Below are 21,426 nucleotides of genomic sequence, written 5' to 3'. Positions count from 1 at the left end.
ACGGTACATTAGAAACACTGGGAATCATATTAGGCAACACTAAGATATCTGGAAGTGCTAATTCCCGCTTTCAACTCCACACGGTACATTAGAAACGTCTCATAGAAGCGATCAAAAAAGAGGTGGAAAAGAAACTTTCAACTCCACACGGTACATTAGAAACCCTGAGCCAGAAGCTCTTTTATGTCTGGTTGTTTTTCTTTCAACTCCACACGGTACATTAGAAACATACCGCAGGGCTATTGGGATACTTTCTCATCAAGAACTTTCAACTCCACACGGTACATTAGAAACATAACGCTCAAGGAGCTTCCCAAGATAGTGCAGGATCCTTTCAACTCCACACGGTACATTAGAAACACTTATATACTGCTGTATAAAAAATTAAGAGAATATTTCTTTCAACTCCACACGGTACATTAGAAACCCCAAAAGGGATATTCAAGAAAAACATTGTACATCAACACTTTGCTAAAAGGGGTACCCTCTTCAAATGAAGTTAATTTTCGGAAATCTTCAGTTCCCAAAAAGAGGCTGAAAAATTGCCATTTCTAACTATTGAAACTCAATTATTCCAGAAATGCCTCATCAAAACATCAAAACACCAAAATGTTTTGATGAAGGTATTAAAGCCATATCACCCCTCTTATCTTACAAACACAGTCCTTATTCAACTGTCAAGATGACAAGGGGCTTATAAAACCCCTCAATCCTTTTTTTTATTTTAACCCTTAGAGAGAGAAATTGCTTATGATATAGATCATAAAGTGTGTTGTTGGTTTTAGCTTTAATTTCTTGGCTGGGCGTATAATTTATTCAAGTTATGGGTAAAAAGCCGGTAATGATTATAGATTTAGATAGGTGTATAGGTTGCTTGTCTTGTGAGGTAGCCTGCAAACAGGAGAAAGGACTGGAGAGTCTTAACATAAGACCTATGAAAGTATTCAGAGTAGAAGGGCTCGGTGAGACTGCAGATGCTTTTTTCCTTCCCATGAACTGCTATCACTGTGATCCTGCACCTTGTGTTTTTGCCTGTCCCACATCAGCCATGAGAAAAAGACACGATGGGGTAGTGTATGTGCAAGAGACACTCTGCATTGGTTGTAAGGCGTGCATAATAGCCTGTCCTTACGGAGCTATAACTTTCAATCCAAACACCATGAAGGTAGAAAAGTGCGATTACTGTTATAAAAGAATAGACAAAGGATTGCTTCCTTCCTGCGTTTCCAAATGCGTAACTAACTGTCTGTATTTTGTCCAAGTGGATCAGATGCCTAAGGAACGGCATATAGCCAACAGGATAAACTCAGAATCTCTTTTAAAACTCTTTATTTGGAAAGAGTCTGAGCCAGCATGCGTGTCAAGTTCAGAATAGCCATTTACAAGGAAGGGATAAAGCTAAAGAAAAGCGATTTTGTAGACAAGAGGGATGCCTTTTCTATTGCTCTTAGATACATACTTGAGTTTAAGTATCTTGAGTCTACCAAATGGCTCATGCTTTCGGAAGATTCCTACGAAAAGTATTTTCTGCTGGGGCTTGTAAATACCGCTTTGGGCCAGGAAAGTCAGGCAAAGGAGTTCTTTCAAGAAGCGGAAAAATACCCAAAGAAGACACCTTACACCTTTGAATTGGAGTATACTAATATTACAAACACAGCGGAACGGAGGTAAAAGATGGCAGTAGTGGTGAGAATACCTACACCTTTGAGAAGATTGGCAAACGGACAAGGAGAGGTGCAGGTAGATGCAAAAACCGTAAGAGATGCCATAGAAAAACTGGAAGAGATGTTTCCGGGTTTTAAAGAGAGGCTCGTAGATGAAAATGGCGAACTAAGAAGGTTTGTAAACCTCTATCTCAATGATGAGGATATAAGATTTTTAAAGGGTATAGACAGTGAGCTAAAGGACGGTGATGTGCTGTCCATAGTGCCTGCCATAGCGGGTGGCTACCTTATGTAAAGTCTTTCTATACCCAAAAGTATCTCCTCAAAAAGCCTTTTTGCGCTCTCTTCATCTTTGAGCTGTATAGTAATCCTTTCTATGCCTCCCGTGTAAAGTATGACACTTTTGCCTTTCAACTCCATAGTTCTTATGTGTGAGTAAGGTATGGCGTAGGTGCTGTCTTTTACTCTGTAAAGGAGGTATCTGTCTTCTAAAAGCACCCCTTCATCGAGCATTAAGTCTTTAGAGTCTTCATCAGACATGAGAAGTTCCTGAGATAACTCAAGAGCTTCTGCTTCTGAAAGAATACCCTTTCTTACCAAAAAAAGTAAGATGCTTTCGTTTTTATATCTTTCTTTAAGGAATAACTCCACATCCTCCCTTTTTATTTTGTTTCTTTTCAAAAGCTCTTTTATTATCTCTGCGTCCTTCATACTATTCCCGGGGGGACTTTTATAGGACTTTTGAAGCCTTCAGTGTCTTCTTGCACAAACATGGCATAAACTCCAAAAGCGTATTTGCTTAGTTCTACAACCCTACCAACCCTTACGCCTGCATCCTCAAGGATAAGTCCTATCTCCCATTCAGAATACACCTCTTGAGGGGGTGGTCCCTTGTCCCTTTCTTCTTTTTTCCAGTCTATTATAGCAAGGTAAGCAAACCTTTTAGCAACACGCCTTAGTTCCTTTATAAACTCAACGGGGTTTTCCAGCTCATGAAACACAAAAGCCATAAATATAAAATCAACACTACCGTCAGGTAAAGGCACTTTGTTTTCTTCAGACTTTAGGACTTCTACATTTTTTAAACCTAAACTTTCCACCTTGCGTTTGGCATACTCAACTGCAGACTCCTCTATGTCTATGGCATAAACCTTTCCTTCTTCTCCTACCGCTTCAGATAGGTAAGGAAGGTAAAAACCTGCACCTGTGCCTACATCAAGCACTGTCATACCCTTTCTTAGCCCAAACTCCTTAAGCACTTTGGGGGGATCAAAAAGCTCAATCCTTGAAGGATCGTCAAGTTTTTCCAGCTTAGATGGATCAAATTTGTGAGCCATATCTTACACCTCACATAAGATTTAGTAATTCTCTTAGCTTCTTTATCTCATCTCTTAACTTTGCAGCTTTTTCAAACTCCCAGCGCTTTGCGCACTCAAGCATTTCCTTTTCCAACCTCTCTATCTTTTTCAGTAAGTCCTCCTCACTGTTTATACCTTTGGGTATATTTGAAGGCATTTTAACATAGTCCAGTTCTTCTATGGAGAGAAGGTCTTTTATGGGCTTGGACACACTCCTTGGGGTTATGCCATGAAGCTCGTTGTATAGTTTCTGTTTTTCCCTTCTTCTGTTGGTTTCTTCTATGGCTCTTCTCATAGATTCTGTGATCCTCTCAGCGTACAGTATTGCTTTGCCGTTTACATTTCTTGCAGCTCTACCTATGGTCTGTATAAGGGATGTGTAGCTTCTCAAAAAGCCCTCTTTGTCCGCGTCCAAAATGGCAACTAAGGATACTTCTGGGAGGTCAAGACCCTCTCTCAGAAGATTTACACCCACAATAACGTCTATGCTACCTTCTCTGAGCTCTTTTATCACTTTTGCTCTTTCTATAGCATCAAGGTCAGAGTGCATGTATTTTGCAGAAAGCCCCCTCTCTGTGAGATAGTCCGCAACCTCTTCTGCAAGTCTTTTGGTGGTAGTAAGCACAAGTGCTCGCTCATTTTTTTTCTTTCTTTCCTGTACTTCTCTGAGAAGGTCCTCAAGCTGTCCTCTCTTTGGTCTTACCTCCACTTCTGGGTCCAAAAGTCCTGTGGGTCTTACTATCTGCTCTACTATAACTCCTTTGCTCCTTTGAATCTCCCAATCACCGGGTGTTGCGGAGACATAAATCACCTGATTTATCTTTTCAAGAAACTCTTCAAACTTTAGGGGTCTGTTGTCAAGAGCGGAAGGAAGCCTCCAGCCATACTCTACGAGCTTTTCTTTTCTGGATCTGTCTCCGTTGTACATGGCTCTTATCTGAGGCACACTCACATGCGATTCGTCTATGATGAGTAGAAAGTCCTCGGGGAAGTAATCAAGAAGGGTAAAGGGTGGCTCTCCGGGTTTCCTACCGTCAAAGTACCTTGAGTAATTCTCTATGCCCTTGCAGTGTCCTATTTCTCTTATCATCTCTATGTCGTGCATAGTTCGCTGATAGAGCCTTCTTGCCTCAAGCTCTCTACCCTGAGACTTGAAAAACTTTACCCTCTCATCTAAGTCCTTTTTTATCTGTTCTAACACAAACTCTAAGTTTTCTCTTGGTGCTATATAGTGAGACGCAGGAAACAGTGTAAACTCTTTGGGTTCACTGATAATACTTCTGTTTAGTGCGTCTATAATGGTTATCCTCTCTATCTCATCATCCCAGAACTCTATGCGTACTATTCTGTCCTCCGCATCGGAAGGCACTACCTCCACTGCATTACCTCTAACACTCATGGTGGCTCTGGTGTATGCATAATCGTTCCTCTCGTATCCTATATCTACGAGCCTCCTGATGAGTTTGCTCATGCTTAGCCTATCTCCCACCTTTAGCTTTATCCTCAGAGAGTAGTAGTTATCGGGAGAGCCAAGTCCGTATATGCAGGACACGGAGGCAACCACTATAACATCTCTTCTTTCCAAGACGGATATGGTGGCGGAGTGTCTGTATCTTTCTAAGACTTGGTTTATGGAGGCATCCTTTTCTATGTAGAGGTCCTTTTCGGGTATGTATGCCTCCGGCTGATAGTAGTCGTAGTAAGAGATGAAGTACTCCACCGCGTTTTCTGGAAATAGCTCTTTGAACTCTCTGTAGAGCTGTGCTGCGAGTATCTTGTTATGGGATATGACCAAGGTGGGTTTGTTGTATTGGGCTATCACGCATGCCAAAGTAAAGGTCTTTCCTGTCCCGGTAGCTCCCAGAAGCACCTGCTCTTTTACACCACTTTCTAAGTTATCAAGCAGTTCTTTTATGGCTTTGGGCTGGTCTCCTGCAGGCTTTAGGTGGGTTTTTAGGGAAAAGCCTTCTTTGACTTTCATAACTTAAAATTTAGCTCTTGGTTCATCTTTTCTACCTTTTCCTGAAGGATATTTCTGTACTCTTGGAGTTTTTGGGCTATTACGTCATACTTTAGGGCTAATATTCTTAGGGCTAAAAGTCCTGCGTTCGTAGCGTTTCCTATACCTACAGTGGCAACAGGAACACCCGGTGGCATCTGCACTATGGAATATAGAGAGTCTATGCCAGATAAATGTTTTGAGGGCACAGGCACTCCTATTACTGGCAGTGTAGTAAGAGATGCTGTCATGCCCGGAAGGTGTGCGGACCCACCCGCTCCTGCTATGATTACCTCTATACCCCTGTCTTTGGCAGTCTTGGCAAACTCGTACATAAGCTCTGGCGTTCTGTGTGCGGATACCACTTTTACCTCACACTCAACACCAAACTCTTTTAACACTTGGTATGCATCCTTTAAGTGCTCCCAGTCGGAAATGCTACCCATTATGATGGCAACTTTCATAGTCTATAGTATAGTAAAATTTTTTAAGAGGTAAGCAGTTATGGATCTTATAAAACTTCACCCACCTTTGGTGCATTTTGCCATAGCCTTTCCCCTTATGACCCTAATAATGGACCTTTACTACAGGTTTAAGAAAAATTCCCCCAATGGTCTTCATGCGCTTCTTACTTACCTGAGTGTGATATCAGTGCTGATGGCTACCGTATCTGGCATATTGGCTCATGAACCTATAGAGGACAAACTCGCAAGTGTGCCTGTGTTTCCTTTTCATCAGTCTCTTGGGCTTTTTCTTGCTTTGTGGTTTTTGGCTATTGGCGCTGTGAGGTTTTTGATGGATAGGGGTCCTGGCTCTCTCAGGAACATTTACACCGTGCTCCTTGTGCTGGGTGTCTTGCTTCTTTTTGTGCAGGGCAGGTGGGGTGGCATAATTGTTTATGATTACCTACTGAAAAAAGGATTATGATTCTATTACTACTTTTGGTGGTAGGGCTCTCTTGTGGTATGGATCTTAAAACCGCAATAGAGAAGGCGATCTTATCTTATCCTTCCATAAGAGCTCTGGAGGAGGAACTAAAGGGTTTTGAGGGAAAGTCCTTAACCTACAAGAGCTACCTAAACCCTACGTTGGGTGTTGAGGTAGGCAACTTTGGCACTTCCAAAGATGGAGTTAGCTCCAATCCCATCTATAGGGTCTCTTATTCTCAACCTCTGCTTATATATCCCATTGGAAAACTAAGCAAAGAGGTAGTCAGGTACGAGACGGAAGCCTTCAAAGAGCGCATATCCCAAGAGAGAAATACCTTGAGGGGAGAGGTTTATAGTGCCTTTTACTCTGTGCTTTACAAAAAGGAGCTTTTGAACATTGCCCAAGAGAACTACCGCATAAGCCAGGACCTATACAAATTCACTAAAAAGCTCTTTGAGCTTGGAGAGATCACAAAGCTGGAGCTTTTCAGAGTAGAAAGGGAGCTGGACCTTGCAAAGACGGAGTTAGAGCTTGCCAACACAGACCTAAAGAATGCCTTGCAGAGGCTGTCCTTCTTGGTGGGTGAGGAAGTAAGAAATGTGGAAGGAAAACTGCAGGACCTACCCCCAATGAAGGAGATAAACCCAGAAAACCTACCACAGGTCAGGCAGTATGAATACATGATAAAAAGTACAAAAGCAGGCATAGACTTAGAGAAGACCCTTGCCAAACCGCAGGTGAGCGTAGAAGCCATAGGAGAGAAAGTCTCTCAGAACGAGTACGGCGCGAGAGTAGCTCTTTCTGCAACTCTTCCTGTCTTTTACAGGCGGGAAGGCGAGATAATACAGCTATCTGCCAAGGTGAGGAGTTTGGAGAGCTACAGAAGTCTTGAGTTAAAGAGATCAAGGAGTGAGTATGAGAGGCTTTTAAGCAGATACGAAGCACTAAAGAGAGAGGTAAATAACGTGGAGAACTTTATGATCCCAAAGGTAAAAGAGGAGCTCAGCCTTGCACTAAAGAGCTACAGGCTCAGGACCATCACATCCCTTGAGCTCTCAGACACAAAGAGGAGATACCTTCAGCTTTTGAGATACAGAGCAGACCTTCTTATGCAAGCGCATGAAGAGTATGCCAGATACCTCTCCCTTGGGGGTGAGTTATGATACTCCTATTTTTTCTTGTTTTACCCTTGATGGCGTTCTCCCAGACCATAAGGGTTAGCCCAGAGCTTGAGCAAAAATTGGGTATAAAGCTCATGACTGTAAAGCTTGAGAGGGTGCAAGAGGAGATAAAGCTTCCTTCAAAGGTTAGTGAGTATTCGGCTTTTTCAGCGGAGGTCTATCCACCTGTGAGCGGTATAGTAAAAAAGCTCTTTGTCAAAGAAGGGGACAGAGTTAGAAAAGGCTCTCCTCTTGCTCTTGTATACTCTCCCCACATTGCGGACCTACAGGCACAGATAAGGATGGCAAGGGTAAAACTAAAGACAGCAAAAGACACACTCACAAGGGAAGAGATGCTCTACAAGGAGGAGGTCATACCCTACGCACGGTACTACTCTGCAAAGATAGAGTACGAAAGAGCGAAGGGTGAGTATGAGGCGCTCCTTGCATCTCTTAGGTCCTTTGGTGAAGTGGTGGGCGACTCGCTCATGATAAGGTCTCCCATAAGTGGTTATGTGGTGGAACAGAAGGTGCTCACAGGAAGCGGTGTTGACCCTTCTAAGGAGATGTTCAAGATCCACTCCCACGAAAAGCTCTGGGTATATGCTTATGCTACCCCAGAGTCTGCCATAAGAATAAAAAAAGGCATGAAGGGTTATGTGCTCTGGCAGGGACACAAGATTCCGGGTGTAGTGGATTATGTATCCCACGAGGTGGACCAAAACACTAAGAGAGTTCCCGTTAGGCTTTTGGTGAATAACTTAGGTGGCCTTCTGAGACCTGGGCTTATGACGGAAACGGTTATTGTGCTTGGAAGCACTGTGGGTGTGTGGCTTCCTGCGGAGGCGGTCCAGAGGATTGGAGATGCGGATGTGGTGTTTGTGAAAGCACCAGCAGAGTTTGAGGTCAGGAAGGTAAGAACGATAAGAGAGGAGGCAGGCAAAGTGCTTGTAGATGGCCTCAAAGAAGGCGACAGAGTTGCAGTGAGCGGTATTATCTTCCTCAAGTCTCAGGTGACAAAATGACAAAAATCCTTAGCTACAGGCTACTCGTGCTTGTTCTTCTGCTTTTGAGTGTGGGGGTGGGACTTTGGAGCTTTTTAAAGCTTCCCATAGACACCTTCCCAGACCCAACACCTGTGCAGGTGGTCATATACACAGAGACACCGGGGCTTTCTGCGGAAGAGACAGAAGTCTTAGTGACACGTCCCATAGAAGCGGTGCTTTCGGGTATAAAGGATGTGGAAACGGTTAGGTCTGTGAGCCTGCCGGGTCTCTCTTATGTGACCGCCTTTTTCAAAGATGGTACAGATGTGTATTTTGCCAGAAACTTGGTAGCTCAAAAGCTTCCAGAAGCTCAGGCACAGATTCCCTCAGGGTATGTGCCAAGGATGGGACCAAACACCTCTGGTTTGGGAAATGTGCTCTTTTATGCTTTGGAAGACACAAAAGGCAACTACTCCCTTGAGGACCTAAAAACCCTGCAGATGTGGAAAGTAAAACCCCTCATAAAAGCTGTGGATGGAGTGGAGGAGGTCTCCCAATGGGGACCAGAGCGCGCCTATGTGATCAAGGTAAATCAGGATGCTATGGTGCTCTACGGCATCACTTGGCAGGACATCATAAACTCTTTGGAGGAGTACAATCAGATAGCGGGAGGTGGGTTTTTGATTACTCCTCAGGGTGATGTGGTGGTAAGAGGCTTAGGTAGAATAAGGAGTATACAGGACATAGAGAACATACCTGTGAAAAAGTCAGAGGGTATCTCTGTGAGCCTTGGACAGATAGCGCAAGTTGTACCCTCGGAACTTCCCAACAGAAGAGGAGCCTTTACCCTGAACGGTAAAGAGGTGCAAGGAAACATCGTACTCAAGCGTATAAACACTAACACCATGGAGCTGGTGCAGGACCTAAGAAAGAAGCTTCAGGAAGTGCAGAAAATACTACCTGACGGTGTCAAAGTGGACATACTCTATGACCAAGCTTACCTCACTAAGAAGGCTCTTTCAACGGTAGAGAAAGCCTTAGTGGAGGGTATAGTGCTTGTATCCATAGCCATAAGCCTTTACCTTTGGAACATAAGGACCGCCCTTTTGGTGGTGCTTTCTGTGCCTCTTACCATTCTATACACTTTCATATTCATGAAGCAAGCAGGCATCTCCGGAAACCTCATGTCTTTGGGAGGGCTTGCCATAGGTGTGGGTTTGTTTGCGGACGCTACTGTGGTGGTAGTGGAAAATATATACAAGCACCTCTCCGAAAGAAAAGATGGACACAAGGTATCCATCATAGCGGACTCTGTGAGGGAGGTGATGCGCCCGGTGGTGTTTGCCATAGGCATCATAATAACCGTCTTTCTGCCCATATTTAGCCTTCAGTCCGTTGAAGGCAAGTACTACAAACCCTTAGCCACCACCATCATCTTTGCCCTGCTTTCTTCTCTTGTGGTAGCCTTTCTCTTTATGCCTGTGCTGTCTTACTACCTTCTCAAGCCGGGTAAAGAAGAGACATATCTTTTTAGGAAGATAAGGGAAGGGTATATAAAGCTTCTTGAAAGAGCGTTCAAGATAAGGTGGGTGCTTATAGGCACGACGCTTGTGGGATTTGTCATCTCTGCCTTTTTGGTGTCAAGGACAGGTACTGAGTTTGCGCCAGAGCTTGAGGAGGGTGCCCTGCTGGTAAAGTCCTTTTTGGACCCCAACATATCCTTAGAAGAATCCAAGAGGGTGGCAAGGCTTGTGGAGAGCACAGCCCTTGAGTATCCAGAGGTAGTAAGAGCCTTTTCTAACATAGGCAGAGCGGAGGTAGGAGAGCCAGAAGATGTGAGCTACATAGAGACCTTCATTATCCTAAAGCCCATCTCCGAGTGGAAGAGCTTCAAAAGCAGGGAAGAGTTTGTGAACCTTCTAAGAGAGAAGCTCAAGGATGTACCGGGTGTGGAGTTTAGCTTTACACAGCCCATACAGATGAGGATAGATGAGCTCCTTTCAGGAGTAAAATCCACTGTAGCCATAAAGGTCTTTGGGGATGACCTTGAGAAGATAAATCAGATAGCCAGCCAGATAGAACAGGTGGTCAAGTCCACAAAAGGAGCAGTGGATGTAGAGACAGAAGCCCAGTCTGGTAAGCTCCAGCTCAGAATCATCCCAAAGCCCGAAGAGTTAAAGAGATACCAGCTTACCACCTCAGACCTCATGAACTTAATATCCTACGCCCTTGGTGGAAAGGAGGTAGGCTACCTACAGCAGGACACTATCCTCTTCCCTATCGTCCTCTCCCTAAAGGACAGGAACTTAGAGAGCCTAAAGAACCTTCCCCTGCTTCTCAAAGATGGTAGCATAGTGATCCTCTCTCAGGTGGCGGACTTGGAGATAGGTCAAGGTTTTCAGAAGATAAGGCGTGAAAACGGTATGAGATTTGCCTTAGTGCAGTCTAACCTTTCGGGTAGAGATTTGGGTAGTTTTGTGAAGGAACTAAAGGGCAGGATATCAAAAGAGATAAAGCTACCTCCTGGCTACTTTGTAGCTTTTGGCGGACAGTTTGAAAACCAAGAGAGAGCCATGAAGAGGCTCTCAGTGGTGGTGCCCCTTTCTGTGCTTCTTATCTTCCTGCTTTTGTACCTAAACTACAACTCCTTCAGAGATGCTCTTATAGTGCTTCTTAATGTGCCTTTTGCGGTGATAGGGGGTGTGTTTGCCCTGCACCTTTCGGGATATAACCTTTCTGTGCCCGCAACCATCGGCTTTATAGCTGTTTTTGGTATAGCTACGCTAAACGGTGTGGTGCTAATATCTTACATAAGGTCTCTCTTAGAAAACGGATACAGCCTGAGAGACGCAGTGCTAACAGGTGCCAGCAGAAGACTAAGACCCATACTTATTACCGCAACTGCCTCTTCTTTAGGTCTTCTACCCATGCTATTTACAAAGGACATAGGCTCCGAGATACAAAAACCCTTGGCAGTGGTAGTTATAGGTGGTATATTCACTTCCACCCTGCTCACCCTTTTGATCCTCCCCTTAGTTTACGAAAAGTATGGTAAAATTACACCAAATAAATGAGGGTTAACATATCTTTTGAGCTTACATCCTTTTTACGTTGGCTGGAACATTACGACAGAGATAAACTAACCAGAGACCTTATAGCAGGTCTCACCGTTGCAGCAGTCTTGGTGCCTCAATCTATGGCTTACGCCCTCCTTGCGGGTATGCCTCCCATATACGGACTTTACGCTTCCTTCCTTCCTACCATACTGGCATCTCTCTTTGGAAGTTCAAGGTTTTTAGCCACAGGTCCAGTTGCTATGACCGCGCTTCTTTCCGCTTCTGTGCTTTACGGTATGGCAGAACCAGGTTCGGAAAAGTGGATAAACCTAATGGGTGTCCTTGCCCTTATGGTGGGTTTTATAAGACTTACCATAGGACTTTTCAAGCTTGGCTTTGTTGTAGAACTCATATCTACAAGCGTGATAACGGGTTTTATAAGTGCAGGTGCTCTTGTAATAGCTCTGAGTCAGGCAGGACATATTTTGGGTTTCAAGATAACTCAAAGTACCCTCATATACAATGTCATAGTGGACATTTTATCAAAGATAGAAAAAACTAATCCTTATACGGTGGGGATAGGCATATTAGCTTACGCCATCATATGGTTCTCTAGAAAGGTTCATCCTTTAATTCCAGGTGCCTTTTTAGCTGTGATCATTACTTCTCTTCTATCTTACTTTTACAGTCTTGAAAGGTTTGGTGTAGCTATAGTAGGAAGCGTACCTCAAGGTATTCCCACGCCTTCTTTACCCAATGCAGACTATTCAACTGTAGCTTCCCTCTGGGGCGGTGCCATAGTGGTGGCTTCCTTTGGCCTCATAGAAGCGGTTGCCGTAGCAAAGCGTCTGGCTATGCAAGCGGGAGACAAGTGGGATGCAAACCAAGAGCTCATAGGACAAGGCATAGCCAACATAGCATCAGGACTCTTTAAAGGTTTTCCTGTAGGAGGTTCTTTCTCAAGGTCCGCTCTTAACTTCCAACTTGGCGCCAAAACGCCCATCGCAAGCGTCATAACCGGTGCTACGGTGGGTATAACCCTCTTTCTGTTAGCGCCTGCCTTTTATTATCTTCCCAAAGCTACCCTCTCTGCTATAGTTCTGTCCGCAGTCATAAACCTCATAAGACCCCAAGAGATAATAAAGCTCTACAAGGTAAACAGGATAGATGGCATCGTTGCTGGCATAACTTTTGGTAGCGTTTTCTTCATGGAGCTTTGGGTAGCCCTCACTTTGGGAACTCTTATCGCTCTTGGCTCTTTCGTATACAAGACCATGTACCCAAGGCTTGTGATCCTTACAAGAAACCCCCAGTCCCAGACCTTCGTGAATGCAGAGAGAGAGCATCTACCCGAATGCCCACAGATACTCTATATAAGGCCCAATATGCCCATATACTTTGCTAACGCAGAATATGTGTACGAGTATGTGCTTGAAAAGGTCAGAAGTAGGAAGTCCAAAGGACCGCTCAAGTTTCTGCTCCTTGACATGGAGGCGGTGAATTACATTGATGCTACAGGCGTCTCTACCCTAATGAGGCTCTTTGACGAGGTTAAAAAACAAGGGGTAGAGCCTGCCATGGCGAACATAGCCTGCGATGTATATCCTATACTTGAAAGAGCCGAGTTTGACAAGCACATAGATATAGACCTCATTTTTGATTCAAAAGGTCAGTCCATAGTGGAACTCTTCAACAGGCTGGATCACGAATACTGTGCAAAAAGATGTCCCTACGCAGTCTTTAGAGAGTGCTACAGCGTAAAGCCTGCGGAGTTCAAGCCAGTCATCTCTCTCTGATGTAGATACTCTTCTGGAGTATGTAGTTTTCTACTTTTTCTGGCACAAGCCACTTTATGCTCCTGCCTTCCCTTATCCTGTTTCTTATCTCTGTAGATGATATATCTATGTTTCTGGTGCTAAGGATTATGTAGTCCTCACCTTCTTTCAGGTTGGGAAAGGTAGAGCTCATATAACTTCTTACCTCCTTTGCCTTTGCGTACCTATCTGCTATCACAAACTTTGCCATCTTTGTAAGCCTTTGGGGGTCTTTCCACAGGTGCAAAGTCATTACACTGTCCGCTCCTACTAAAAAAGTGGGTCTTTCACCCAAGGTGTGGAAAAGCTCCTGAGCTGTATCAACTGTGTAAGACACACCTCGTCTTTCTATTTCTAAACTGCTAACCTCAAAGCCCTTTTCTTGCTCTACTGCCAAAGAAAGCATCTCAAGCCTTTCCTGTGGTGTTGCTACATGAGGCTCTTTGAGTGGTGATTGAAAAGCTGGTAGAAACACTATGCTTTCTGCTTGTAGCTGTTCAAGAACATCTCTTGCTACGATGAGATGTCCTATGTGTACTGGGTCAAAGCTACCGCCAAAGAACACTTTAAACATAGAAAAGGGGCACTTCGTATTTGGGATTGGCAAGACTCCTTAACATACCCATCTTTATCGCTTTCACAATCTCTGGTGAGATACGCCTGTCTTTAAACCTCATAAAGTGATGAAAGAGAACTCCAGAAGCCTCCAGCCCCAAACCTCTGTCCTTTAAAACCCTCTTTATAAACTCTTGGTTTCCTTGCAGGAAGGCGTTCCTCAAGTTAAGTGCCCCTCCCTTAGGTATGCCCACAAACTGGTATCCACAAACCTTTCCTTCCTTGAGAAAGACCTTTATAAGGTAGTTCTCGTATTCTGCGGTAAAGGCTTCTTCCGCATCCTCAAAAGTTCCTCCACTGCCTGCCACAGCTCCCCTTGTCTTGACTGCGTTGTAATCCACAAGCCCTGGGTTTTCTACTCTTAGCCCAGCCATGTTGTATCCCGCTATTGCTCCCCCTTGCTGTGCGGTAGGAAACAGAGCTATCCACCTGTAATTTCCCCAAGCATCCCTTCCAGAGCATATGTCTCCAGCAGCGTACACATCAGGGTCTGATGTTTGCTGATACTCGTTGGCCAGCACACCGCCCACCACCCTGTTTTTGTTCTCATCTATGTGTAGCTTTATGTCCGTATCCTGAATAATGTGTGTCCTTGGTCTCACACCAGTGGAAAGTATCACCATGTCCGTTTCTATAAACTTGCTTTCGTCAGAACCCAAGTGCTTTATCTCTACCGCTTCCACCCAACCATCCTCTCCGTGAATAGCTACCACCTGATGGTTAAGGTAAAAGTTTATACCCTCATCTTGCAGAGCCTTCATGTATCTGTCCGCCATAGACTTATCTAACATACGAGGAAGTACCCTGTCAAAGAACTCCACCACATGCACCTCAATTCCCATATGCTTTAAGGTTTCTGCATCCTCCACTCCAATGGGTCCGGCTCCTACTATGACCGCCCTTTTTACCTTTCCAGAGAGTATCCATTCCCTTATTCTTTTTGCATCATCTAAGTTTTTGGCTGTAGTTACTCCCCCCAGCTCCTTTCCCGGTATAGGTGGCACAAAGCTACTAGCCCCAGCTGCCAAAAGGCACTTATCGTAAGGTATCTCTTCTCCACCCTTTACTATCACCACCTTTCTTTTGTTGTCTATGCTTATCACTTCTTTCTTGGGTCTAAAGTCCACTTTGTACTTCTCATAGAAGGCATACCCACCTTTGTAGAAGAGTGCATCTTGGGATATATCTCCTCTTATCACGTTTTCCATACAGTTAGGAGCGTATGTAGGATACTCCTCATCAGACAGGACTATAATGTCAGAATCTTTATCCACCTGCCTGAAGGCTTCTACAGCGCTTGCAGATGCTGGACCGTTGCCCACTATAACTACTTTCATCTTAGCGCCACACCATAGGAGCAATAATAGCGGTAAAGACCAAATTTACAAGCGTTAGAGGTAGCATAACTTTCCAAGCGGTTGATGTGATCTGGTCTATTCTGTATCTTGGAAGTGTCCAGTGAAGCCAAAGGACGAACAGAAAGAGTAAGGATACTTTGAGCACAAACCACACAAAGGGAGACAAAGGACCCAAGAAAAAGAGAGGGTCTATAAAGCCCACAAAGGGTATGTTTATAGGAGACCATCCACCTAAAAAAACCACTACAGCTATAGCTGATAGAGACAGCGTTTCCACATACCACTCTACAAGGGGGAAAAGTCCAAACTTCATACCACCGTACTCCACGGTAAAGCCAGTGACCAGTTCTGCCTCCGCTTCTTGTATGTCAAAGGGAACTCTGCCCGTCTCTGCAAGCATGGCAAACATATAAACCACAAAGGCTATAGGTTGTAGCCACAGATACCAAAGCTTCTGTTCTATCTGTTGTTGAACTATGCCGTAAGTGGAAAGGGTCTGAGCCAATATTATGGGTCCCATGAGGGCAAAAGTGATCACAACCTCGTAGGAGATCACTATACCTGCCTTTCTCATAGAGCCTATGAGGGCATACTTGGAATTAGACGCCCATCCTGCTAAGGCTATAGCATATACAGCCAAAGAACCAAGAGCAAAAAAGAGCAAAAGACCCACATTTACATCCGTTAATATGGGTTTTACCTTTATGCCAAATACTTCAAACTCGGGACCAAAAGGCACCACCGCAAAAACCAAAGATGCTGGAACAAGAGCCATAACTATAGCCAAGTTGTAAAGGAACTTGTTTCCGTACCTTGGGAAAAGGTCTTCCTTGGTCAAAAGTTTGATGCCGTCCGCTAAGGGTTGTAAAAGACCGTGCCAGCCTACCACCATAGGTCCTGGTCTTCTTTGAATGTGTGCAGCTACCTTCCTTTCTACCAAAGTAAGATAAGCACCCACACCCAACACTATAGCAAGGATCACCAGTATCTTTATACCGATGATTATCAGGGCGGACAAGAGTCCTTCCATATCCTCCTCCTTACCTGTCTATCTCTCCTACAACAGGGTCTAAGCTTGCCAGTATGGCAACAGCGTCCGCTATAACTCTGTCTTGCATAAGCTTTGGGTAAATGCAAAGGTTATACATGCTTCCGGGTTTTATCTTGACTCTATATGGCTTTACCCCACCTGTTGAGTATATAAAGAATCCAAGCTCACCCCTTGGGTTTTCTCCCGAAGAGTAGGTTTCACCTTCTGGCACCTTTAGTCCTATTCCGTCAATGGAAAGTTTTATCTTTTTAGGGTCTGGAGATTCCGCAAAGAAGGGTGCAGAGGGAGGCATCTTTTCTAAGACAGCAACACACTGCTCTATAATCCTTACACTTTGTCTCATCTCCTCAAGGCGCACCAAATATCTGTCGTACACATCTCCCTTTTCACCTACAGGCACATCAAAGTCTACATAAGGATACGCATCGTAGGGCTCAAGCTTCCTTATGTCATACGCTACACCCGAGCCTCTTGCCACAGGACCGGTAAGACCGTAGAAGTACACATCCTCTTTACTAATTATTCCTACATCCACATTTCTCCTTAGCCATATTCTGTTTCTGGTGAGTATGTTCTCCCAATCTTTGAGTTCTTTAGGAAATCTCTTTATGAAGGCTTTAATTACCTCTAAAGCACCTTCTGGCAGATCCATCCTGACACCCCCCACCCGTGGGTAGCTTATGGTGAGCCTTGCACCTGTAATACCTTCTATGATGTCCATGAGCTTTTCCCTTTCTTTGAAGGCATAAAGGAATATGGTCAAAGCCCCAAGGTCCAAAGCATAAGTGCCAAGCCAAAGAAGGTGAGAGTTTATCCTTTGAAGTTCGGACATCATAGTTCTTATGTACTTGGCTTTTTCTGGCACAAGATCCTCTATACCCAAGAGCCTTTCCACAGCCACTACCCAAGCCTGATTAGAACAAAGAGCGGATATGTAATCCATTCGGTCTGTATAGACGAGAAACTGGTTATACATCTGGTTTTCTGCGAGTTTTTCCACACCCCTGTGGAGTTGTCCAAGGATCACATCGCACTGAACCACCCTTTCCCCTTCCAAATCAAAGAGAAACCACATGGTGCCGTGAGTACCCGGATGCAAAGGTCCCCAGTTTAGCACTATCTGAGCTTTCTTCTTTAGTCTTTTCTTTTCTGTTATTTCAAGATCTTCAAGGGTAGGTACAGCAGTGTGCATCCTACTGTAGTTCATAGTGCCAGTAAGGTTATCCCCATAGAGTACCTCGTTAAGGGAAGGAAGGTCTACATTGGCATAACCTTCTAAGGGAAAGTCCTTGCGCAGTGGGTGGTACTGGTAGGTCTCCCACATGAAGGCTCTTACCAAGTTTTCGTGCCCTTCGTAGTGTATTCCGAACATATCGTAGCATTCTCTTTCCGCCCACTTGCCCGCAAACCAAAGTTTTTCTATGCTGGGAAGAGTATCATCTGTCCAAGTCTTTACTACCACTCTCTTTTTCTCTTCTACATTGTAGAGTATGTAGAAAGCCTGAAACCTGGGTTTTTTATCTGGAAAGTCTATCACAGAGTGGTCCACAAAAAGCTTAAAACCAAGGTCTTTCAGGTCTTTTAGCAGTTCTATTAGTTTATCTTTACTTATGTGAAGGTTAGTTATAGTGGGTTTTACTTCTATCTGCAGGTCCGGAAACTTCCTTTTTAGCTCTATAAAGTCCTCTTCCTTAGCCCAAGGCATGCTTTCACCTCTCAAAGACCTCTTCTTCAAACTGCCAATCTAAGGCACCTTTTCTCCAAGCATACAAAAGCCCGTAGGTGAGTATCAGTATAAACAGGAACATCTCAACAAATCCAAAGATGCCAAGATGTTTGTAAACCACTGTCCAAGGGAAGAGAAAGGCAGCTTCTATGTCAAAGAGCAGTAGCAAAAGTCCAAGAAGGTAATAACCTTGATGGAAGGTAGACTGAGCGCTCATGTCGTAAAGGGGAACTCCACACTCGTAAGGGTAATCTTCCATACTTTCCGGAGTTTTGGGACCAAGCAGAGAGTTCAAGGATATGAGAAGCAGAGAAAGCACCACCATTACACCTAAAAATATCAAAAGCCCCATGTAATCCATGCCACTACCTCTTGAAAAGTATGTCCGCAGACTGACTGGCAAAGCTCCATATTATTATAGGCACAGCACCCAAAATGACAACAGAAAGCGTCAGCACAAATATAACCACCTTTTCCGCAAGGGAACTCTCCACTTTGATGGACCTACTGCTCTCCTTCATAAAGGTGAGAACTACCAGCCTTACATAGTAGCCTGTGGATATACCCGTTGCGAGTATCATGATAAATGCTAACCACCAAAGTCTGTCAAAGGACAAAGCGGTAAATACAAGAGCCTTTCCCACAAAACCCACCGAAGGGGGCACCCCCAAAAGGGAGAACATGAATATCATAAAAGATATTGCTATCCAAGGCATGCTAAAGCGCAGTCCTGAGAACTCTTCCATCTTGTTTTGCCACTGGGGATGTCTTTCTAAGAGTGCCAGCAGTAGAAAAGAACCAGCACCCATGAGAGCATAGGCGATCAGAAAGTAAAGAACAGCTTTTAGTCCTATAGCCTTTGCAACAGCTATGCCTGCCAGTATGTATCCCGAATGAGCTATGGAGGAGTAAGCAAGAAGCCTTTTCACATCTTTTTGTACAAGGGCGACTAAATTTCCGTAAAGCATAGTCATAGCGGATATAATTCCTACAGTTATCACCCAAGCATAAGCGAAGTGTTCTTGAATTAGGGGCATTATCCTCACAACGGGTGCGAAGAAGGCGAGCTTTCCCACAGATGCCATATAGGCTGTTATGGGTGTTGGTGCACCCTGATAGGCATCAGGAAGCCAAAAGTGGAAAGGAACCGCACCTATTTTTATAGCAAATCCTATAAGGAAAAAGACCAGTCCAAGTATCAAAAGGTCCTTGTTTTGTCCAGAATAGGTGAGTATCTTTTGAAGGTCAAGGGATCCCGCGTAGATGTACATAAAAGCTGCACCATAAGAAGCCAAAGCTATACTTAAACCACCCAGTATGAGATACTTAAAAGATCCTTCCTTTGAGTTGAAATCACCCCTCAAAAGAGCGGTAAGTATGTAAAAGGAAATGGAAACACCTTCTAAGGCTACATAGAGAGTGATCAAGTTATAGGAAGATGCTAAGAACATGGCACTCACTAAGGCAAAGGAGAGTATGTAATAAAACTCCCTGTAGAGTGAAAGTTTCTGTCTATAGTAGCGGTAAGTGAAAGCAAGAACAAATATGGTCAGAAGTATCATAAAAAAATGCAAGAAGGAAGAAAAGTAGTCCCGTACATACAGGCCATAAAAGGTGCTTCCCGATAAGGAAGGATTAAAGGCTATGTAAAGCAGTGCCATAAAATAACCCACTACACTTATCCATGTGTAAAGCTTGTAATTAGCTCTTTTGAAGATAAGATCAAGAGTAAAGAGCAAAAAGCCCGTTATGAGCACTGTAAGTTCAGGTATTATCAGTGCCATCTTCGGAAACTCTATACTACCTATCAAGCCCTTAAGTTCCATTCCTACCCTATCCTCCTATCAATTTGTGCATTACAGAAAGCAAGAGTTTCTTTGCAGACATATCAAAGATGTTGAAAAACAGAGAGGGTAATAACCCTACCATAAACATGGGAATAAGAAGAAGTAAAAAGGCAGATAGCTTAAAACCCCTTATATCCGTAAAATGTATCAACCTGCTTTCTTCTTTGGTATCCAAAAAGAGGACCTTCATGAAGTAGAGCACATAAACTGCACTGAAGAAAGCGCCTGCAATGACCAAAAGAGCCAACTGTGTTGTATACTCTCTTGCGGAAAGCACAGTGAGAAATTTACCCCAAAAGGAAGAACCACCCGGAAGACCCATAGAGGAGTAAGCAGTTATGACAGTAATTATAGCAAAAGCAGGCATGAACTTGGCACTTCCCTTGAGCGCATCCATGTTAAAGCTGTGAAGCCTGTTATATATAAACCCCGCTATCATAAAGAGAGAAGCAGATGTAAGTCCGTGTGCAAACATTTCCATTATGCTTGCCCTAAACCCATCCAGATTCAGTAGAAACATACTTGTTACTACAAAACCCATATGGCTTACAGAAGAGTAAGCTACAAACCTTTTGAGATTGTTCTGGCTTATAGTAAACCAAGAAGCCATCACTATGGAGAATATGCCCCACAGAACGAGTAGTGGCATTAGGAAAACCACCACTTTTGGAAATAGCCCTATGTTAAACCTAAAAAGAGCATAAGTTCCCATCTTTAAGAGTATTGCAGCAAGCACTACTGAACCAGCAGTGGGAGCTTCCCCGTGAGCATCAGGAAGCCAAGTGTGGAAGGGTACTATGGGCGTTTTCACCGCAAAGGCTATAAAGAAGAGCATAAACAGAAATACACCCAGCCAAAGGGAGTAATCGTTGTTCATAAGGTCAAAATAACTAAAGGAAAAGCGTCCAAAAAGCTTGTAATGTTGTACCGCAAGGCTAACTATTCCCAAAAGTAAAAACAACGAGGAGACAAATATGTATATAAAGAACTTGTAAGCGGAATATAACCTGAGCTTATAGCCCCATATGCCTATCACAAAAAGCATAGGTACTAAGGTAAGCTCGTAAAAGACATAAAAAACTATAAGGTCCCAGCTTGAAAATACACCTATAAGAAAGCTTTCAGCAAGCAAAAACCACAAAAAGTACTCTTTTATTCTGTGGTCTATCTGCCTATCCCGTACAGACCAAAGAACAGCAACAAAAGAAACGAGCGTAGTAAGAAGGTACATAAGCATGGAAAGTCCATCAAGCCCCAAAGACAGATTTATTCCCAACTCAGGAATGATGGGATAGTGTTCGTAAAACTGAACTACCTCACCTTTTGAAAAATCAAAAAACATCAGAGAACATAATGCTATAAGGAAGCTTATTCCTGTTGACAGAAGACTTATCCCTTTGGTGAACCTCTCAGGAAGTACAAGTACAAGAAGGCTTCCCAAAATGGGTATGATCATACTTACTGATATGAGCGGAAACTGCGCTCCAAGCTTTTCCATGACCTCACCTCAGGGAGTAAGTTATCACACCAAGTATGAAGATTATACCAATGAGCAAAAACAGAACATAGTTGTTCAGGAGGCCTGTTTGCACATTTCTTATGTGTTTTCCTGTTTTGAAAGAAAACTTTGCTACACCGTTTATAAATAGGTCTACCACCATTATATCCAACTTCATCCACAAAAACCTTACCACTTTGAGGTATAAAAAGCTCAGAAGGTTTATAAAACCATCTAGGGTAAGCCTATCCCCCGCATAATACAACCCTTTAGACACCATCAGATAGCCTTTGGCAAGCACTTTGTGGTAGAGTCTTTCTGTGTAGAACTGTTCCCTGAAGGTGTCCGCTATGGGTTTTAAAAG

19 protein-coding genes, 1 pseudogene and 1 CRISPR repeat array (1 of these 21 only partly in view) are annotated in these 21,426 nt (G+C 43.8%); of the genes and pseudogenes, 8 read left to right on the top strand and 12 right to left on the bottom strand.

Annotated features, from left to right (window positions below):
* A CRISPR array of direct repeats spans positions 1-427; the repeat unit is 29 nt; unit sequence CTTTCAACTCCACACGGTACATTAGAAAC; it reaches 349 nt to the left of the window's first position.
* 414 nt (positions 428-841) lie between these two features.
* Genes CP948_RS05745 through CP948_RS05735 form a run of 3 tightly spaced genes read left to right on the top strand, consistent with a single transcriptional unit; the run spans position 842 to position 1,959 of the window.
* Complete coding sequence (locus CP948_RS05745; RefSeq protein ID WP_245810097.1) at positions 842-1,375, top strand: 4Fe-4S dicluster domain-containing protein; 534 nt, start codon at positions 842-844, stop codon at positions 1,373-1,375.
* Positions 1,354-1,671 carry a hypothetical protein gene (locus tag CP948_RS05740; RefSeq protein ID WP_096602281.1) on the top strand — a complete coding sequence of 106 codons (318 nt, stop codon included), beginning with the start codon at positions 1,354-1,356 and terminating at the stop codon, positions 1,669-1,671. Before CP948_RS05745 ends, CP948_RS05740 begins: the two co-directional genes overlap by 22 nt.
* Before the next feature lie 3 nt (positions 1,672-1,674).
* On the top strand, positions 1,675-1,959 hold the full coding sequence (locus CP948_RS05735; RefSeq protein ID WP_096602279.1) for a ubiquitin-like small modifier protein 1: 285 nt from the start codon (positions 1,675-1,677) through the stop codon (positions 1,957-1,959).
* On the opposite strand, the gene CP948_RS05730 is transcribed toward CP948_RS05735, so the two are convergent.
* Genes CP948_RS05730 through purE form a run of 4 tightly spaced genes read right to left on the bottom strand, consistent with a single transcriptional unit; the run spans position 1,947 to position 5,485 of the window.
* Positions 1,947-2,375 carry a hypothetical protein gene (locus CP948_RS05730; RefSeq protein ID WP_096602277.1) on the bottom strand — a complete coding sequence of 143 codons (429 nt, stop codon included), beginning with the start codon at positions 2,373-2,375 and terminating at the stop codon, positions 1,947-1,949. The two genes, CP948_RS05735 and CP948_RS05730, sit on opposite strands and share 13 nt — an antisense overlap.
* Positions 2,372-3,001: a class I SAM-dependent methyltransferase gene (locus CP948_RS05725; RefSeq protein ID WP_096602275.1), complete on the bottom strand. Its 630-nt coding sequence runs from the start codon at positions 2,999-3,001 to the stop codon at positions 2,372-2,374. Before CP948_RS05725 ends, CP948_RS05730 begins: the two co-directional genes overlap by 4 nt.
* A gap of 10 nt (positions 3,002-3,011) precedes the next feature.
* The gene (gene uvrB, locus CP948_RS05720; protein ID WP_096602273.1) at positions 3,012-5,003 is read right to left on the bottom strand and encodes an excinuclease ABC subunit UvrB; all 1,992 of its coding nucleotides are present in this window, start codon (positions 5,001-5,003) and stop codon (positions 3,012-3,014) included.
* Positions 5,000-5,485: a 5-(carboxyamino)imidazole ribonucleotide mutase gene (purE, locus tag CP948_RS05715; RefSeq protein WP_096602271.1), complete on the bottom strand. Its 486-nt coding sequence runs from the start codon at positions 5,483-5,485 to the stop codon at positions 5,000-5,002. Before purE ends, uvrB begins: the two co-directional genes overlap by 4 nt.
* 40 nt (positions 5,486-5,525) lie before the next feature.
* Here purE and CP948_RS05710 point away from each other — a divergent pair, with 40 nt between their 5' ends.
* From CP948_RS05710 to CP948_RS05690, 5 genes are read left to right on the top strand one after another with little or no spacing between them, the layout of a single operon-like run.
* Positions 5,526-5,948, top strand: coding sequence for a DUF2231 domain-containing protein (locus CP948_RS05710; protein ID WP_096602269.1), 423 nt, complete (start codon positions 5,526-5,528; stop codon positions 5,946-5,948).
* On the top strand, positions 5,945-7,114 hold the full coding sequence (locus tag CP948_RS05705) for a TolC family protein (protein ID WP_096602267.1): 1,170 nt from the start codon (positions 5,945-5,947) through the stop codon (positions 7,112-7,114). The genes CP948_RS05710 and CP948_RS05705 overlap by 4 nt, the downstream gene beginning before the upstream one ends.
* The gene (locus CP948_RS05700) at positions 7,111-8,136 is read left to right on the top strand and encodes an efflux RND transporter periplasmic adaptor subunit (protein WP_096602265.1); all 1,026 of its coding nucleotides are present in this window, start codon (positions 7,111-7,113) and stop codon (positions 8,134-8,136) included. Before CP948_RS05705 ends, CP948_RS05700 begins: the two co-directional genes overlap by 4 nt.
* Positions 8,133-11,171, top strand: coding sequence for an efflux RND transporter permease subunit (locus tag CP948_RS05695; protein ID WP_096602263.1), 3,039 nt, complete (start codon positions 8,133-8,135; stop codon positions 11,169-11,171). The genes CP948_RS05700 and CP948_RS05695 overlap by 4 nt, the downstream gene beginning before the upstream one ends.
* On the top strand, positions 11,168-12,949 hold the full coding sequence (locus CP948_RS05690; RefSeq protein ID WP_096602261.1) for a SulP family inorganic anion transporter: 1,782 nt from the start codon (positions 11,168-11,170) through the stop codon (positions 12,947-12,949). Before CP948_RS05695 ends, CP948_RS05690 begins: the two co-directional genes overlap by 4 nt.
* On the opposite strand, the gene nadD is transcribed toward CP948_RS05690, so the two are convergent.
* The 8 genes and pseudogenes from nadD to CP948_RS05650 form a co-directional block, all read right to left on the bottom strand.
* Positions 12,936-13,541, bottom strand: coding sequence for a nicotinate (nicotinamide) nucleotide adenylyltransferase (gene nadD, locus CP948_RS05685; protein WP_096602259.1), 606 nt, complete (start codon positions 13,539-13,541; stop codon positions 12,936-12,938). The genes CP948_RS05690 and nadD overlap by 14 nt on opposite strands.
* Positions 13,534-14,919, bottom strand: a complete 1,386-nt coding sequence (locus CP948_RS05680; protein ID WP_096602257.1) for an NAD(P)/FAD-dependent oxidoreductase — start codon at positions 14,917-14,919, stop codon at positions 13,534-13,536. The genes nadD and CP948_RS05680 overlap by 8 nt, the downstream gene beginning before the upstream one ends.
* A 1-nt stretch (position 14,920) precedes the next feature.
* Entirely contained in the window at positions 14,921-15,970 is a 1,050-nt protein-coding gene (gene nuoH / locus CP948_RS05675) for an NADH-quinone oxidoreductase subunit NuoH (protein WP_096602255.1), read from the bottom strand.
* Between the two features lie 10 nt (positions 15,971-15,980).
* Complete coding sequence (locus tag CP948_RS05670) at positions 15,981-17,696, bottom strand: NADH-quinone oxidoreductase subunit D (RefSeq protein WP_096602250.1); 1,716 nt, start codon at positions 17,694-17,696, stop codon at positions 15,981-15,983.
* Positions 17,697-17,700: 4 nt separating this feature from the next.
* On the bottom strand, positions 17,701-18,078 hold the full coding sequence (locus CP948_RS05665) for an NADH-quinone oxidoreductase subunit A (protein ID WP_096602248.1): 378 nt from the start codon (positions 18,076-18,078) through the stop codon (positions 17,701-17,703).
* A 4-nt stretch (positions 18,079-18,082) separates the two neighbouring features.
* Positions 18,083-19,543, bottom strand: a complete 1,461-nt coding sequence (locus CP948_RS05660; protein WP_096602246.1) for an NADH-quinone oxidoreductase subunit N — start codon at positions 19,541-19,543, stop codon at positions 18,083-18,085.
* 7 nt (positions 19,544-19,550) lie between these two features.
* A complete protein-coding gene (locus CP948_RS05655; RefSeq protein ID WP_096602244.1) occupies positions 19,551-21,062 on the bottom strand; it encodes a complex I subunit 4 family protein in 1,512 nt (503 codons plus the stop codon).
* A gap of 4 nt (positions 21,063-21,066) precedes the next feature.
* Positions 21,067-21,426, bottom strand: a pseudogene (locus tag CP948_RS05650) (NADH-quinone oxidoreductase subunit L); the annotation flags it as partial.

Origin of the sequence: Hydrogenobacter hydrogenophilus, from assembly GCF_900215655.1 — a bacterium.
Taxonomy (GTDB): Bacteria; Aquificota; Aquificia; order Aquificales; family Aquificaceae; genus Hydrogenobacter; species Hydrogenobacter hydrogenophilus.
This window is presented reverse-complemented; position numbering and strand designations above follow the sequence as displayed.